Annotated in this window: 15 protein-coding genes and 1 pseudogene; 13 read left to right on the top strand and 3 right to left on the bottom strand. The window is 47.7% G+C overall.

The annotated features are described in order from the left end of the window. Window position 1: 1 nt before the first annotated feature. The 10 genes and pseudogenes from fdnG to BQ5796_RS16380 all read left to right on the top strand — a co-directional run. A pseudogene (fdnG, locus tag BQ5796_RS16425) lies at window positions 2-2404 on the top strand (formate dehydrogenase-N subunit alpha); the annotation flags it as partial. After that, on the top strand, window positions 2404-3216 hold the full coding sequence (locus BQ5796_RS16420) for a 4Fe-4S dicluster domain-containing protein (RefSeq protein WP_071461451.1): 813 nt from the start codon (window positions 2404-2406) through the stop codon (window positions 3214-3216). The pseudogene fdnG and the gene BQ5796_RS16420, both read left to right, overlap by 1 nt. Further along, on the top strand, window positions 3209-3922 hold the full coding sequence (locus tag BQ5796_RS16415; RefSeq protein ID WP_071461450.1) for a formate dehydrogenase subunit gamma: 714 nt from the start codon (window positions 3209-3211) through the stop codon (window positions 3920-3922). The genes BQ5796_RS16420 and BQ5796_RS16415 overlap by 8 nt, the downstream gene beginning before the upstream one ends. Before the next feature lie 149 nt (window positions 3923-4071). Further along, window positions 4072-4881: a formate dehydrogenase accessory protein FdhE gene (locus tag BQ5796_RS16410; RefSeq protein WP_071461449.1), complete on the top strand. Its 810-nt coding sequence runs from the start codon at window positions 4072-4074 to the stop codon at window positions 4879-4881. Window positions 4882-5036: 155 nt separating this feature from the next. Further along, window positions 5037-5636 (top strand): molybdenum cofactor guanylyltransferase, encoded by a 600-nt coding sequence (gene mobA / locus BQ5796_RS16405; RefSeq protein ID WP_071461448.1) that lies wholly within the window; start codon window positions 5037-5039, stop codon window positions 5634-5636. A gap of 173 nt (window positions 5637-5809) precedes the next feature. Continuing rightward, window positions 5810-7042: a molybdopterin molybdotransferase MoeA gene (locus tag BQ5796_RS16400; protein WP_071461447.1), complete on the top strand. Its 1233-nt coding sequence runs from the start codon at window positions 5810-5812 to the stop codon at window positions 7040-7042. A 13-nt stretch (window positions 7043-7055) separates the two neighbouring features. Beyond that, window positions 7056-8975 (top strand): molybdopterin biosynthesis protein, encoded by a 1920-nt coding sequence (locus BQ5796_RS16395; RefSeq protein WP_071461446.1) that lies wholly within the window; start codon window positions 7056-7058, stop codon window positions 8973-8975. A gap of 19 nt (window positions 8976-8994) precedes the next feature. Beyond that, window positions 8995-9459 (top strand): molybdenum cofactor biosynthesis protein MoaE, encoded by a 465-nt coding sequence (locus BQ5796_RS16390; RefSeq protein WP_071461445.1) that lies wholly within the window; start codon window positions 8995-8997, stop codon window positions 9457-9459. Then, complete coding sequence (moaD, locus tag BQ5796_RS16385; protein WP_071461444.1) at window positions 9452-9685, top strand: molybdopterin converting factor subunit 1; 234 nt, start codon at window positions 9452-9454, stop codon at window positions 9683-9685. Before BQ5796_RS16390 ends, moaD begins: the two co-directional genes overlap by 8 nt. 80 nt (window positions 9686-9765) lie before the next feature. Beyond that, window positions 9766-10785 (top strand): thiazole biosynthesis adenylyltransferase ThiF, encoded by a 1020-nt coding sequence (locus BQ5796_RS16380; RefSeq protein WP_071461443.1) that lies wholly within the window; start codon window positions 9766-9768, stop codon window positions 10783-10785. 678 nt (window positions 10786-11463) lie between these two features. Here the strand turns inward: BQ5796_RS16380 and BQ5796_RS16375 are convergent. Beyond that, a complete protein-coding gene (locus BQ5796_RS16375) occupies window positions 11464-11793 on the bottom strand; it encodes a YflT domain-containing protein (protein WP_071461442.1) in 330 nt (109 codons plus the stop codon). A 138-nt stretch (window positions 11794-11931) separates the two neighbouring features. On the opposite strand from BQ5796_RS16375, the gene BQ5796_RS16370 reads away from it, so the two are divergent. The 3 genes from BQ5796_RS16370 to BQ5796_RS16360 all read left to right on the top strand — a co-directional run bounded on the left by BQ5796_RS16370 (window position 11932) and on the right by BQ5796_RS16360 (window position 13396). Then, window positions 11932-12606, top strand: a complete 675-nt coding sequence (locus BQ5796_RS16370) for a uracil-DNA glycosylase (RefSeq protein WP_071461441.1) — start codon at window positions 11932-11934, stop codon at window positions 12604-12606. Window positions 12607-12696: 90 nt separating this feature from the next. Beyond that, window positions 12697-13002, top strand: a complete 306-nt coding sequence (locus tag BQ5796_RS16365) for a YwdI family protein (RefSeq protein ID WP_071461440.1) — start codon at window positions 12697-12699, stop codon at window positions 13000-13002. Between the two features lie 22 nt (window positions 13003-13024). Beyond that, window positions 13025-13396 (top strand): DUF423 domain-containing protein, encoded by a 372-nt coding sequence (locus BQ5796_RS16360; RefSeq protein WP_071461439.1) that lies wholly within the window; start codon window positions 13025-13027, stop codon window positions 13394-13396. A gap of 459 nt (window positions 13397-13855) precedes the next feature. Here BQ5796_RS16360 and BQ5796_RS16355 read toward each other — a convergent pair whose 3' ends face one another. Both BQ5796_RS16355 and gerQ read right to left on the bottom strand, forming a co-directional pair. Next, on the bottom strand, window positions 13856-15373 hold the full coding sequence (locus tag BQ5796_RS16355) for an MDR family MFS transporter (protein WP_071461438.1): 1518 nt from the start codon (window positions 15371-15373) through the stop codon (window positions 13856-13858). Between the two features lie 286 nt (window positions 15374-15659). Beyond that, window positions 15660-16214, bottom strand: coding sequence for a spore coat protein GerQ (gene gerQ / locus BQ5796_RS16350; RefSeq protein ID WP_071461437.1), 555 nt, complete (start codon window positions 16212-16214; stop codon window positions 15660-15662). Window positions 16215-16380: the final 166 nt, after the last annotated feature.

Genomic DNA, 16380 nt, shown 5'->3' with positions numbered 1-16380 from the left:
GGTTGCCGGTCTGGCACCTACACTTGGTCGTGGAGCAATGACAAACCACTGGAATGACCTCCAGAATACAGATTGTGCTTTAATTATGGGCGCAAACCCTGCGGAAAACCATCCAATCAGTTTCCGCTGGCTCTTGAAAGCAAGGGAAAATGGCGGGAAAATCGTTTCTGTTGACCCGCGCTTTACAAGATCATCCTCCCAGGCGGATATTTATGCACCGCTTCGCTCGGGGACGGATATTCCATTTGTTGGCGGCATGATTAAATATGCCATCGACCATAAACTTTTTCACAAAGAATATGTCGCAAAATATACGAATGCAGCTTTCCTTGTTAAAGAAGGCTTCGATTTCAAAGACGGGTTATTCAGCGGCTACGACGAGGCAACTCGTTCTTATGATAAAACAAAATGGGAATTCGAAACTGCGGAAGACGGCACCCCGAAGAGGGATGAAACGCTCGAACATCCGCGCAGCGTATTCCAGCTCATGAAAAAGCATTACTCCCGTTATGATGTTGATACAGTCGTCAACGTAACCGGAACGCCGAAAAAGGACTTCTTAAAAGTTTGCGACGCTTTCTGCTCAACAGGAAAGCCGGGCAAAGCCGGAACGATCATGTATGCCATGGGTACAACCCAGCATACTGTTGGGACGCAAAACGTCCGGGCGTTCGGAATCCTTCAGCTTCTTTTAGGCAATATCGGGCTTCCTGGGGGCGGAATCAATGCGCTCCGCGGTGAATCCAACGTACAGGGTTCAACCGATTTCGGACTCTTGTTCGGAGATTTGCCAGGCTATGTCGGCGCGCCGAAAGCCATTCCGGAGCATGCGACTTTGAAAGGCTACCTGGAAAAAGAAACACCAAAAACAAGCTACTGGACCAATAAGCCAAAGTTTCTTGTCAGCATGCTGAAAGCTTGGTACGGTCCTAATGCAACGAAAGAAAATGAATTTGGCTATCAGTATTTGCCAAAAGGGAACAAGAACTACTCGCATATGATGCTCTTTAATACGATGCATAAAGGCGGACTTGATGGTGCGTTCCTGTTCGGGACAAACCCTGTTGTCGGCGGACCAAACGCCGGTAAAGAAAAAGAAGCTTTGAGCCATTTGAAATGGATGGTAGCGGTTGACCTTTGGGAAACGGAAACATCGGCATTCTGGCAGAAGGAAGCCGGAAGTGACCCATCTAAGATTGATACAGAAGTATTCTTGCTGCCAGCATGCTCTTCTTTTGAAAAAGAAGGAAGTGTTTCTAACTCTTCCAGATGGATGCAGTACCGCTGGAAGGCAATCGAGCCGAAAGGTGAATCGAAAGCGGACCTTGAAATCCTCAATGGTCTGGCAACGCGCATCAAGAAGCTCTATAAAAACGAATCGTCACCTGCAGCGGAAGCGATCAATGCGCTGCATTGGGAATACGGCGGTCATGGCGACCATCCAGACATCGATGTTGTTTGCCGCGAAATCAACGGGTATGACGCAGTGACTGGAAAGCTAGTGGAAAACTTCAATGCGCTGCTTGATGATGGTTCCACTGTGTGCGGCAACTGGATCTACTCCGGTTTTTACCCTGAAGAGGGAAAAAATCTGTCAAAAAGGCGCGATAACAAGGATACGGGCGGTGGCAATTTCCTAAATTGGTCGTATGCTTGGCCGATGAACCGCAGAATTCTTTATAATCGTGCTGCCGCTGATCCATCCGGAAAACCATGGAGCAAGGATAAGGCTGTCATCTGGTGGGATGGCGTCCAGAAAAAATGGACAGGCTACGATGTTCCGGACTTCAAGGCAGTTGTAGCGCCTACAGAACCGGGCGGCCAAAGTCCGTTCATCATGATGAAAGATGGTGTTGGCGGCGTATTTGCTCCATCTCTGAATGACGGTCCATTCCCTGAACACTACGAACCATACGAGAGTCCTGTTCCAAACATGTTCTCGCGCCAGGAAAGCAATCCGACGATCATGATTTTCGGAGGAAGCTTTAACAAGCGCGGTGATAGGAGTAAATTCCCGATTGTCGGGACGACTTACCGTGTTAGCGAGCACTGGCAGTCCGGGAGCATGACGCGTAACCAAGAATGGCTATCTGAGCTTTCTGCACATATGTTCATTGAGATGAGCGAAGAACTTGCTGAGGAAAAAGGAATAAAAAATAAAGATAAAATCATTGTCAGCTCTGCACGTGGCGAAATCACTGCATATGCGATGGTGACAAAGCGATTCAAGCCGCATATCGTTGACGGCAAGAAAATTCATCAGATTGGAATGCCTTGGCATTTTGGCTACAAAGGATTCGCGACAGGTGATACGGCAAACCGCCTGACACCGCATATCGGGGATGCAAACACGACGATACCGGAGTACAAGGCATTCCTCTGTAACGTAAGGAGGGCTGACTGATGGCGGAATATGCAAAGTATGTCGATGTGACAAAATGTGATGGCTGCCGTGCCTGCATGGTTTCCTGTAAAAACTGGAACGACCTCCCGGCAGAGCCTGAAGACTTCCAAGGCAGCAACCAATCGCATGCAAAAGTGACTGCCAATACTTGGAACGTGCTTTCTTTTATCGAGCATGAGAATGCAAGCGGCAACTTGGAATACCTTTTCCGCCACTCAGCCTGCTTCCACTGCAAAGAAGCTGCCTGTGTGAAAGTTTGTCCGGAAGATGCGATGCATTACTCGGAGCTAGGAACAGTTGTTGTAAACGATGAAAAATGTGTCGGCTGTGGCTATTGCGTGCAGAACTGCCCTTTTGATGTCGTATCCCTTGCGACCTACAAGGATAAGCACGGCAAGGAATACAAGAAGGCGCAAAAGTGCACTTTGTGCACAGACCGCATTGAAGAAGGTATGCAGCCAGCCTGCATTTCTGTCTGCCATACCGGTGCGATGGAATTCGGCGATCGCGACAAAATGATTCAAAAAGCGGAAAAACGTCTTGCAGAGATCAAAGGCAAGTTCCCGAATGCGGTTGTTTACAACCCACCAGGTGTCGGCGGTACGCAAACGATTTATGTGTTGGCAGAAAAGCCTTCTGTTTATGGCTTACCGGAGAATCCGAAGGTACCGACATCTGCTGTTGTCTGGAAGGACTATGCGCAGCCAATTGGAAAAATGATGCTTGGCGCAACGACGATGGCTGTTATTGGTGCCTACATTTCCAATAAGATTTTTTACAAAGAAGATGAGGGGGACGGCGGCCATGAGTAAAGCGAAGAAATCTACCTTGCAAGTACGCCGTTTCTCAATGGCATTCGTTATTGCGCATGCGGTAAATGCCTTTGCATTCTTTGCGCTGTATGTTACGGCTCTTCCGATGTACACGGAGTTTTTTGACTGGCTGTATCCTGTTCTCGGCGGCCCGGAAAATGCACGATTGCTACACAGAATTTTCGCCGTGTTGTTCATGACGCCAACTTTCATTTGGGTGATTTTTGACCCAAAAGGCTTTAAACGTTGGCTAAAAGAGCTTGTTACCTGGAAAAAACGGGATTTAGAGTTTTTTACTGAGTTTGTGAAGGAGCTGTTCGGTTTTAAGTTCAAACATGTAAGGCAGACTTTCTTCAACGCAGGTGAAAAAATCAACTCTTTTATCCAAATCATTACAGCATTGATTGTTATTGGATCAGGCTTCACCCTTTGGTTTCCGGAGTTATTTCCGAAGTTTCTTGTTCAGTGGGGCTATTTTCTCCATAATGTTGGCTTCGGACTGGCAATTGCAGTAGTCGTCGGACATATCTACCTTAGTGTTGTCCACCGTCATTCAAGTCCAGGATACTCTGGCGTTGTGACTGGCAAGGTTCCTGCGTGGTGGGCAAAGGGTCACTACCCAGATTGGTATGATGAGGAAGTAGAAAAAGGGAACTTCCCGGATATTGACCACAATGGGAATCCAAAAGGCAAAAAAGGTGCCTGATCGGCGATTGAATAAATAATGAATGGGAGGGGGAATGGCTGTCAGAAATGAAGTCATTCCCTTCACCATTAAGATGTGTTTTGGTTTTGGAAGCAAGGTCGCCCAAGTATTAGGAAAGCAAAGCATACTAGATAAAGGGGGCAGCAAGAATGAGAAAGTCAGCCGTTTCAAAAGAGTATGTAAACCTGCAGAAGGACATTCTCAGGTTGCAGGAACAGTGGAAAAAAGGTTTGGATACTAGCTGCATCAGGCTTCAAGGAAAGACAGCAGGTGTTGCCGAAAGTGTTCCGGCAGCTGCTTTGGCGGAGATTGATTTTGATATTTCCCTATTTTTACAGTGGATAAAGGATGTTGGAGAGCTGCTTGGAGCGAAGAGTGCGGAGCTCGGCATAAAGGTGGAACGCTTGGTAACTGGCCTTGATGAAAAAGGGACACGCCGTTGGATTGATGAAGCTTGTGCTTTAAACAATCTTTATTTTGACAGCTTTGCACAGGAGCATGGTGTGGAGGCTTGGATTCCGCAATTTCTTGCGGAAACAGCACTGCGGCCTTATCTTCAGCTTCTCGCAGAAGTCGTTGAAAATGATGATGGCATAGTCAAGGATGCTTCAGCGGGAGCTGGATGCCCTGTCTGCGGTGAACCAGTCCGCCTTGCGCGGTTGGAAGGAGAAGGAAAGAAGTTGTTATGCTGTCCGCGCTGCCTTGCAGAATGGAATGAAAAACGAGTATACTGTGCGCATTGCGGGAACGATGACCACGAAACCATCTCTTTCCTCACAGTGGAAGGCGATGAAACAGCACAAATCCAAGCATGCGAAAAATGCAAAGGGTACACAAAAGTAATTGATACAAGGCAATTCATTTCCAAGCCATCATCTGCTATGCTAGATTTAACAACAATTCACCTGGACTATATCGCCCAGGAAAACGGATACGTAGCAGCAGGAGCAACAAGATAAGTGGCCATACCATACTAAAGCGCTACAGCGTGTAGCGTGCCTGTGTAGCGTGCCTGACCCCCGGCGCGGTGATAAGGTGAAGCAGCGAATCACTGCAGCGTGCCTGACCCCCGGCGCGGTGGCGCGTTAACTTAATGATAAAGAAGGTGCTTCGCATGAAGGCCGGAGCAATTATTCTGGCAGGCGGCAAATCAAGCAGGATGGGTACAAACAAAGCTTTGTTACCATTGAACGAGAAAATGAACATTGAGAGAATCAAAGACGAACTGCAATCAGTTTTCGATGATATCATCCTTGTGACCAATGACCCTGAGACGTATGAATTTCTAAATATTAGAACGGTGCCGGACGCCTACCCCGGCCAGGGGCCGCTTGCCGGCCTCCAAGCCGGTCTCCACGCTTCTCACTATGAAGAAAATATAGTAGTTGCGTGCGATATGCCATTCATCACGGCTGAAATCGGAATGAATATAGTTAAAGGTTTGAAGCACTTCGATGCTGTGATTCCTGTTATAGATGAGAAGCAGCATCCTCTGTTTGCCGCCTATCAGAAGCGTACAGCAGCTGTCGCAAAAAGCTGCTTAGAGGAAGGCCATCTTCGCATGAAAGATTTTCTGAGGAATTTAGACGTCTTCTATTTAAATGAAATCGCGTTGGCAGCATTCGGAGATGTGGACACAGAAAAGGCTTTCTTTAATATGAATCACCCTCACGAATATGATGAAGCAAAAAAGTGGACCGAGAACAGAAAGTAAAAGTGAAATCTGTTCAAGTGGGTGAGAGTTTCCGACACAGAATTTATAATGGCAAATAAACATTTTGAAATTAGACAATAAAAAGTCGAGAACGGACAATAAAGCTTCGAATTGGCAAATACCCGTCGCGAAACGATACAAAAATGAACTCCAGCCAGGAAGGGGTGCACATCTTGAAATTTTTCAATGTGAAAACGGTCGAAGAAGCGTTCGCGCTAATCGATGAAAAAGTAGGGATCGTAACCGACACGGAAAGCTGTCCGTTGGAGAAAGCGCTGCACCGCGTCCTGGCGGAGGACATTATCGCAGCTGAGAATGTCCCAGCATTCGACCGCTCTACGGTGGACGGCTATGCGGTTTTCGCGAAGGATACATACGGTTCATCCGAGTCGATGCCTGGTTTCCTCACAGTGGACGGCGAAGTAAAAATGGGAGAAAAAGCTGCCCATCCGCTCTCAAGGGGCAAGGCAATCTACGTCCCTACAGGCGGTATGCTTCCTGCGGGAAGCGACAGCGTCCTCATGATAGAGCATTGTGAAGAGCTGGCCGGGCTCCTGAATACCTATCGCCAAGTGGCGCCAGGTGAAAATGTCATCAGAAAAGGAGAAGACATCACCGAAGGAGAACGAATCCTCCAAGCCGGAAAAAAGCTTCGCCCGCAGGAAATCGGAGCGCTTGCTTCGCTTGGCATCAAAAAAATGAAAGTATACCGCAAAGTGAACGCAGCGTACTTATCAACAGGTGATGAAATCGTTCCATTTCACACGGAAAAGCTTGAAACGGGTCAAATCCGCGACATAAACTATCTGACTGTTGCCAGCCTCGCGAAAGAATGGGGAATCGATGTCCTGTACGGTGGAATCACTGCCGATGACTACCACGAATTCTCAACGCGTGCAAAAGAGCTCTATGAAAAGGCCGACTGCCTGATCCTATCCGGCGGCAGCTCCGTTGGGGCCAAAGATTACACAACAGAGGTCATCCAGTCCCTCGGCGAGCCGGGAGTTTTCGTCCATGGTATTTCCATCAAGCCTGGCAAGCCGACAATCCTCGCAATGGCGGATGGGAAGCCAATCATTGGATTGCCGGGCCACCCCGCTTCCGCGATGATTATTTTCAAGCTATTCGGCGAGCGGATACTGAAAAAAAGGACTGGAGAAAATAGCGAAAGAAAGCCAGACCGAATTTTTGCCCGGATAGGTAAAAATATCCCTTCTTCACCAGGAAGGTCGGACTATATCAGAGTCCAGCTGTCTGAAAAAAATGGAGAATGGTGGGCTGAGCCAATCATCGGAAAGTCGGGACTCATCACAACACTTGTAAAAAGCGACGGCATCGTTGAAATCAGCTCGGCAAAAGAAGGAATCTCACAAGGGGACTACGTACCCGTCATCCTGTCGACATAAGGAGGACCGCAACATGGCCGGAAAAAGATACAATCGGAAAGTTTACCTCGAGGACAAGCCCCGCCAAGAAGCGAAGGAAGAAATCCTCACAGCCTTCACGTTGAATCCAGAGCATGAAACGATTCCGGTTCCTGAAGCGCTCGGACGGGTCACATCCCAGCCGGTTTATGCCAATATCTCGATGCCCCATTACCATGCTTCCGCAATGGACGGCATCGCAGTGCTTGCCGAGGAGACATATGAGGCGCATGAACAGCGCCCGCTCCAGCTGAAGCTAGGAGATCAGTTCGTTTATGTCGATACCGGAAACAACATTCCTTCGCAGTTTAATGCCGTGATCATGATTGAGCACGTCCAGCAATTAAATGAAGAAACAATTGAAATCATTGAGCCCGCGACACCATGGCAGCATATCCGCCCAATCGGAGAGGACATCGTTCAGGAGGAAATGCTTTTCCCGCAAGGACACACCTTAAGGCCTCCCGATCTTGGCGCAATGCTGGCATCAGGCGTAACGGAAGTTCCCGTGGCAAAAAAGCCCGTGGTTGCTATCATTCCAACAGGCAACGAGCTCGTTGCCTCAGATGCAGGCTCGGCCCCTGGCAGGATCGTTGAGTTCAATGGCACCGTCTTTGCCAACTATATTAAAGAATGGGGCGGGGACCCGAGGCTTTCAGCAGTCGTCCCGGACGATCCGGAAAAAATTTCTGCGGCGCTTCTCGAAGCTGCCGAAACTTCTGATGTCATCGTCATCAATGCCGGTTCGTCAGCAGGTTCGAAGGATTATACCGTCCATATCATCGGGGAGCTCGGCACTGTTTTTACCCATGGGGTAGCTACAAGGCCGGGCAAGCCCGTCATCCTTGGAAAAATAAACGGCAAAATTGTTGTTGGCGTTCCCGGATACCCTGTTTCCGCCTATCTGGCACTCGAATGGTTCGTGCGGCCGCTCGTTTGCAAGTATTTGCAAATCCCTGAACCATCCCGTCAAAAAGCAGAAGTAACGCTCGGCCGCAGGATCGTCTCCACAATGGGCGCAGAAGACTTCATTCGCATGAACATCGGATTTGTCGACGGCAGGCTTATTGCCAATCCGCTGACAAGGGCTGCTGGCGTCACTATGTCTCTCGTAAGGGCAGACGGTTTGCTCGTTATTCCTGCCAACCTGCTCGGCTACGAACAGGGCGATAAGGTCGAGGTTGAGCTCTTGAAGCCATTAGAAGAGATTCATAACAGCATCGTGTTCAGCGGGAGCCACGACATGACAATTGATTTGCTCTCATCGCATATGAAACGAAAGCGTGCTGACAGGAAAATTGTATCCTCCCACGTCGGAAGCATGGCCGGTCTCATGGCCATCAGGAAAGGCGAGGCGCATGTTGCTGGCATTCATATGTTGGATCCCGAAACAAAGGAATACAATCTAACGTATGTGAAAAAAATACTTGCAGGCAAAAAAGTAGTGCTCTATCCATTCCTTAAGCGGACGCAAGGCTGGATGGTTCCGAAAGGAAATCCTCTCGGCATTAACGATGCCGCTGATATTGCGCGAACAGGTGCAGAGTATGCGAACCGGCAGAAAGGAGCCGGTACAAGAATTCTCTTTGACCTCCTTTTAGCAGAAGCGTGCCTTTCACCAGAACAGATCAATGGCTATGACCGTGAAATGTTCTCGCATCTTAGTGTTGCTGCTGAAGTAAAAGGGAATATAAAAGCAACGGGGCTTGGCATTTTGCCCGCAGCGAAAGCAATGGACCTTGATTTTATTCCTGTTGCCGATGAATCGTACGATCTATTGATGACCCAGGAGTTTTTTGAAAGCGAAAAAGGCAGAGAGCTTCTCGCTGTCATCCAATCGGAACCGTTTCGTAACGATGTAGCCCGAATCGGCGGGTACGCCGTTGTCACGAATCCAAAGCCGACTTATTTTTAAAAAAAAGAGGGGGCCAATCATGAACTATGAAATCTCCAAGACTCCAATTGATACGCAGGCAGTGATTGACAAGGTAATCCAAAGAAATGCTGGTGCGATTACAACGTTCATTGGCACCGTTCGCGAGCTGACGGCAGGCAAAAAGACGCAGTATCTTATTTACGAAGCGTACGAGTCGATGGCTGTGAAGAAGCTCCAGCAGATTGGCGATGAAATTCAGCAGCGTTGGGAAGGTGCGGAAGTCGCAATCACCCATAGGGTTGGCAGGCTCGATATCACCGATGTTGCTGTCGTCATAGCTGTCTCGACACCGCATCGGGCGGATGCATACGAAGCCAACCGCTATGCGATTGAAAGAATTAAAGAAATCGTGCCAATTTGGAAAAAAGAGCATTGGGAGGATGGCCAAGAGTGGGTTGGCAACCAGCTCGAAACCGTTGCCTATCCAACAGGGAAACCGGAAGGAGAGGATCTCGGTGAATAAAGTGCTGTTTTTTGCACATTTGCGTGATGAAGCCGGCGCGGAGTCCGTCATGATGGATGCTGCCGGCAAGACTGTTGCAGAACTAAAAACACTCATTGCGAAAAAGTACGGCGTTACTCGGCTTGACACGGCGATGGTCGCAATCAATGAAGAGTTCGCGCCAGACGCTGACCGCATTGGTGATGGCGACATCATCGCATTCATCCCGCCGGTAAGCGGAGGCTGATGAGTGTAGGGCGCTGTCATTGAATGAAAATCATTAGGAGGCGCATGCCTCCTTTTTAACATTGGAAGGAGGGCGATAGCATGTCTGAAAGATATTCCCGCCAGACGCTGTTTCCGGGCATTGGGCCGGAAGGGCAGGAGAAAATCGGCCGGAAGCATGTGCTGATTGTCGGAGCAGGCGCGCTGGGCTCTGGAAATGCTGAGGTTCTCACTCGCGCCGGGGTTGGAAGACTGACAATTATTGACCGTGACTATGTGGAAGAAAGCAATCTTCAGCGCCAGCAGCTGTATACAGAAGAAGACGTCGCGGAAAAGCTGCCGAAAGCAGTGGCGGCGAAAAAGCGTCTCGAAAAAATTAACTCCGAGATCAACATCACAGCGATCGTCGGAGACGCAACGCCTGAAGTACTGGCTGAATTCGCAGGAGGAATAGACCTTATCCTCGATTCCACTGACAATTTCGAAACGCGGATGACGATTAATGATATTTCGCAAAAATACAACATACCTTGGGTTTATGGTGCATGTGTGGCGAGCTTTGGCATGAGCTTCACGATTATCCCCGGTGTGACTCCTTGCTTGAACTGCCTGTTGAAGGCTGTTCCGCTCCAAGGATTGACTTGCGATACGGGCGGCATCATCGGTCCAGCTGTCCAGATGGTCATCGCGCACCAGACAGCCGAGGCACTCAAAATCCTTTCAGAGGATTATGACGCAGTAAGGCCGTCTCTCGTCAGCTTTGATCTTTGGCGGAACGATTATACATCCATGAAGATGTCCCGGGCAAAGGATCCAGGCTGCCTTAGCTGCGGGGAAAATCGGGAGTACCCTTATCTTGATGAAGAGAACAGGATGAAAACAGCCGTGCTTTGCGGCAGGGATACAGTCCAAATCCGGCCGCCACATGCAGGAAGCTTTAATCTTGAAGAACTCGCTGGCAAGCTGAGCGCGTTAGGCTATGCTGTAAAAGGAAATCCCTATTTACTTTCGGCAGAAAACGGGGAGAGTCGCTTTGTTCTTTTTCAGGACGGACGGGCTCTCATTCACGGAACGAAGGATATTGCCCAGGCAAAAAGCCTTTATCAGCGGCTTTTTGGGTAAAACCTTCATGTGCTACTGGATCAAACGGAGCGGGAAAAACTATTAATGGTAAGATGAATATTAAAATGGGGTATAGTTTTGTCTAATAAAATAGTATTAATAATTTTGAGTGTTTTAAGTCAAATTATGTTCGTTATCGGAATGATTAATGCTACTGGATCTATTGTATGGATGGTCATTGCCTTTTTAAGTTTTGTTGTATTTATTTTTAGTATGTTTGGATTCTTTTATAAAAATTTGAAAAGATAATACTAAAATTTGTAGCAATTATAGTGTTGTGAGTCCGCATCAATAAAACAAAACCGCGAGATTATTCCGGATTAAAGTAAAAATGGAATCTTGTGGGATCTACTGTAGATAAATTGCTGATTACCGTAGATAAACTGATATTTACCGTAGATAAATGGACGATTACCGTAAATATCTATCGGAGGGAAGCATTATATCAAGGAGAAATCTTGTGTGTAATCGGTTACGCAAGCACGCGATTGCAAAAGTTCACCCTGTCTCATCAAAAACACTCTATTCCTCACAAAAAAATCAACCAAAATGACAATTTTTAAGGTTTTGAGCACGATTTTTGGAAGCTGAGCCTACACTTCATTTTTTCCTGCAGCTCCTTTTAACTTCAAACAAAAAACCCTGGCAAAAAAGTCTGCCAGGGTTTTTGTTAATGCCTTATTTTTTCATATCGCAAGCAACAAGGACCAAGCGGCCTTTGTCGAGCTCCATTTCGTACTGCTCCGCTTCCTGTTTGGTCATGCCGAGAGATTCGAACTTTGCGCGAAGCTCGTCGCCGCGGGAGCGGAACATGTTGCCGATTGATTCAAAGAATCCTTGTTCTTTGAATCCGACTTCGCCGGTTTCCGTAGCTTCTGTCAAGTGTTCACTGCGGTCAGTACTGTGTGCAAAGATATAGATATTTTCTTTCGTAAATCCTTCAGTTTCAAGCATTTTGATTTTTTCAGTGGCTTGTACGCCGTTTTCTACAACAAGTGCTTTATACATAGACCATCCTCCTAGAAAACTTTTTTATCCTCGGAACTCGTCGTTCCCTGTCCCCATTTATATAACCTCTTTTGCGATAGATAAACATCATGAAAAAGGGTAGGGTAGTAGTAGAAGAAAGAGAGAAAGGTGATCATCATGGAAAAAAAGATACTGCATAACGGCTGGGCTCCGCTTCTTGATGAAGAATTCGAAAAGCCATATTACAGAAATCTTCGCAGCTTTCTAAAAGAGGAGTACGAGCGGGAGACGGTCTATCCTGCTAAGGAGGATATTTTCAACGCTCTACACTATACGGATTATGAGGATGTGAAGGTTGTTCTGCTAGGCCAGGATCCTTATCATGGTCCAGGACAAGCCCACGGACTCAGCTTTTCTGTGAAACCTGGAGTACGTATTCCCCCGTCGCTACGGAACATTTTTAGGGAGCTGCATGAAGATGTTGGCTGTCCCACCCCTGACCACGGCTATTTGAAAAAATGGGCAGATCAAGGCGTGCTTATGCTTAACACTGTTTTAACCGTGAAGGAAGGGAAAGCGCACTCCCACAAGGGGAAAGGCTGGGAGACATTCACCGATAGAGTCATCACGCTGTTGAATGACCGCGAAAAACCAGTCATTTTCCTGCTTTGGGGCAAGCCTGCACAGGAAAAAATAAAGCTGATCGACAAGGAAAAACATATCATAATCACTTCCGCCCACCCGAGCCCGTTATCGGCAAGGCGTGGCTTCTTTGGCAGCCACCCGTTTTCGCGCATCAACGAGCATTTAGGCAAGCTTGGCGAGGTGGCGATAGATTGGGAAATTGAGTAATTTTTTTGCGGAGCCGGCAATTCGAAAAAATGAATTTAATACGTTACAATGAATGGAGAATAGACTTAATCTAACAAAGCAGGTGAGTTTGTGGATATTTCACTACAAAAATTGCTTTTAAAAATGGAAGAACAGATAAAAGGTGCCCGAGCTGCTTCGGCCGAGTCTGAAATGAGGGAAAAAGTGCATTCTATCCGTACACTTTGCGAGCTGGTGCTGGAAGAACAGAGTGAGCAGGGTAGCGTTAATTTGACTGGCAGCGTTCAGCCTGCTGTTGCATGGCAGCCGCAAATTGCTGCATCTCAACAGAATGCGGTAATTCCTGCTCCAATCGGGCAGCCTAAGCCGCTAAAAACAGAAGAAGGGGCTAACGGAGAGTCCCTGTTCGATTTTTAAAAGCTAATGGGGGATGAGAAACATGAAAACATTTATTATAATCGGTGCGATTAATGCTTTCTTGGCAGTAGCGCTCGGAGCGTTTGGCGCGCACGGCCTTCAAGGCAGAGTAGAGCAAAAGTTTATCGAGAACTGGCAAACTGGTGTCACCTACCAAATGTTCCACGCAACTGGTTTGCTTGTGATTGGCATTTTAATGGGGAAACTGCCGGCAAGCTCACTCCTGTCATGGTCCGGCTGGCTTATGCTAATCGGAATCATCCTGTTCTCGGGAAGTCTGTACGTGATGACATTGACGAAAATCACCATGTTGGGTGCAATCACGCCAATCGGCGGTGTATCATTCCTAGTCGCATGGGTACTAATTATCATTGCAGCAACAAAAATTTTGTAAAACAGAAAAAGGGCGGCTGAAAATGCTGCCCTTTTTTCGTGCGGCACTGGAAAGGTCCGCTAGGCTTGCTGGACCACCAGTTTTTAGTGAAAAGTGACTGTTTTTAATCTAAAGTAGCAATTTTGGGGTTGAAATTTGAGAATTAGAGCTGTTAAAGATAGAGATGTGCTGTGTGTAATCGATTACACAATGGCTTGAGGGGCAGCAAGCTGCAGCTGAGTAGAGGATATCTCCGGTAAATGGCAATATATCTACGGTAATCGCCTAATTATCTACGGTGACGAGTCAGGTATCTACGGTAATCCGCAATATATCTACAGTAGCTGTAAGTAAATTTCTTTTAATACATATAATAGGAATTGAAAGTTACCCTCAAGTTCAGTTCGCGGAAAACACCCGCTAATTATCGGAAAATCAAAAAAAGCAGATCCCGCACCTTTTCCCAGGACCTGCTTTTTCTCAATCTGTCTTAGATTCTTGATTCACGGTAACTCCTTCTTTACCCATGAATAGGATGGTGACTGCCGCGAGCGCAATCGGGATGAGCGAGAGCATGAAAATGAAAGTGATCGAGTCGGACATGGCGAGCACAATCTTATCGAGTACAAAATCAGGCATTTGAGCGCGCTGCCCTGACTCGAATAGCTGCTGGGGATCGCCAAGGTTCATATTCGGCGCCCCGCCGCCCTGCACACCGGAAAAAGCGTCTTTCAGCTCGCTTGTAAAAAACTTGTTCTGGATCGTTCCGAAAATCGTGACGCCAAGTGTCATGCCGAGCGAACGGAGAAACGAGTTCGTCGAATTCGCAGAGCCGCGGTATCTTGGGTCGAGATTGTGAATCGAAGCTGTCGGAAGGAGCGAGAAAGAAAATCCGACGCCGAAACCGACAAGAATCATATAAAGAGTCAACGAAAGCCTTGTTGTTTCAGGTGTCATCGAGCTTAGCATGTACATCCCGGCAAAATAAGAGACAATCGAAACAATCATCAAGTTGCGGAAGCTCGTTTTAGTTTGGAATCCTCCGCCGATTCCGCTGCCGGCAACAGAGCCAAGCATCATTGGCATCAAAATCAGGCCGGCATTTTTGGCGGTTCCGCCGTACACTGCCTGCACAAAAATCGGAATGAACACGGCGAGAATTACGAACGTCGCGCCATAAAGAAATGCGAGTATTTGCGATGTTGCGAAAAGCCTGCGCTTGAACATCCAGAAAGAGATAATCGGCTCTTCGGCCTTTCTTTCTGCAAAAATAAACACGAGGAAGAAAAGAAAGAATGCAGCGAAAAGGCTAATGATTTGCATCGAATCCCAGCTGTACTCTTTCCCGCCAAGCTCCAGCGCAAACATAAGGCTGACAACTGCGAGAACGAGCGTTGTCGCACCGGTCCAATCAATTTTCTGCTTCGTATGCTGCGGTGATTCCTGATAATAACGCCAAATAAGAATGAACGAAACGAGGCCAATTGGAACGTTAATGTAAAACACCCAATGCCAGCTAAACAAATCGGTTATATATGCACCAAGCAAAGGACCAAGGACACTGGAGGTTCCAAAAACGGCACCAAGCAGGCCGGTCATCTTTCCTCTCTTTTCCGGAGGGAAGACATCGAAAACAATCGTGAAGGCGATCGGCATCAAGGCGCCGCCGCCGATTCCCTGGATGGCGCGGAAAATACTGAGCTGCACCATGTCCTGCGCGAGGCCGCAAAGTGCTGAACCGACAAGGAACATCATTAAACCAAATATGTAAAATCGCTTTCTGCCATACATATCAGAAAGCTTCCCGAAGATGGGCATGCCTGCCATGACCGTAACCATGTATGCGGATGTTACCCAGACAAATTTGTCAAAGCCGCCAAGGTCTGCGACAATCGTTCCCATTGCCGTAGCTACAATGGTGTTGTCCATTGCTGCCATTAAAATCCCAAGCAAAAGGCCTGTTACGACGAGCTTCAAATTACTGTTAGCAGAATCCATCAAATACCTCCTGAGAAATGGTAGCTTAAGTGTAGTGATGCGAACAGAAGGTTGTCAATACCTTTCCCCTCAAGAAAGTGTTCCCTCTTTGGCCGCTAAAAACTATAGAAGACATCATTCAGGAGATTTGGTCTGATTTGAATGTAAAAAATAAAAAATGAGGAAGAGCTCGCCCTGCATGAAGCAGAAACAGCTCTTCCCCATTATTGCTGCCTGATGACAGGCAAATTTGATCATTTAAGTGCGTTGTATGTCATTGCTTGAAGGAAGCGTCCATCCCATCACTTCAGCGCGGAGGAAAGGACACGAGACCTTGAGTACCTGCGCCGCCAAAAGGATACTGGTATTCAATTTCTTCATCGAAAGTGATGTAGTCAAGGTAGACCATTGGAAGCAGGTAGCGAGTGCCGCTCTGCGGGTCGCTGATGATAATATGGTCGCGGCCGGCTGCCTCGATCGTTCCTTTGAAAATTTTAGCGTTCCATTCGCGGTTGTTCTCGAACGTCATATAAATCGTTGCGAGCTTTCCTTTGTTCAGGCGGAGAATGTTTTCAATATACGATTCCTCCGCAGGAAGCATGCCTGGTACATTGATGCCGCCGCCAGACGTTGGCCCCATCGGAATGCCGCTGCTCGCTGTTCCAGCGCCAGCTGCAGCACCAGGCATTGCCCCAGCGCCAGCTGCAGCACCAGGCATTGCCCCACCCATCTGCTGTTGATAAGGATACGCCATCCCCGAGCCCTGGTAGCCAGTCTGGACCTGACCCTGGCCTCCAGTACCCATGCCTTGCTGATAGTTTTGCTGAACCCTATAACCGTATGGATAATGCTGCTGTGTCATGTTTTTTACCTCCTTGAGAATGAAAAAGTAGGAAAACGGATCCGGCTGCAGATTGCCGGTCCCATTTTGTTGAACGCTCGTCATGATGGTGGGACGTTACTCACTAATTCATTCTTATGAAGGCTGTTCAGGAATATGACAAAAAGCCTCCGGAGAACGGGAGGCT

Origin of the sequence: Bacillus massilinigeriensis, from assembly GCF_900111815.1 — a bacterium.
Taxonomy (GTDB): domain Bacteria; phylum Bacillota; class Bacilli; order Bacillales; family Cytobacillaceae; genus Mesobacillus_C; species Mesobacillus_C mediterraneensis.
Note: the sequence above shows the minus strand (reverse complement) of the source record. Positions and strands in the feature narration are given on the sequence as shown.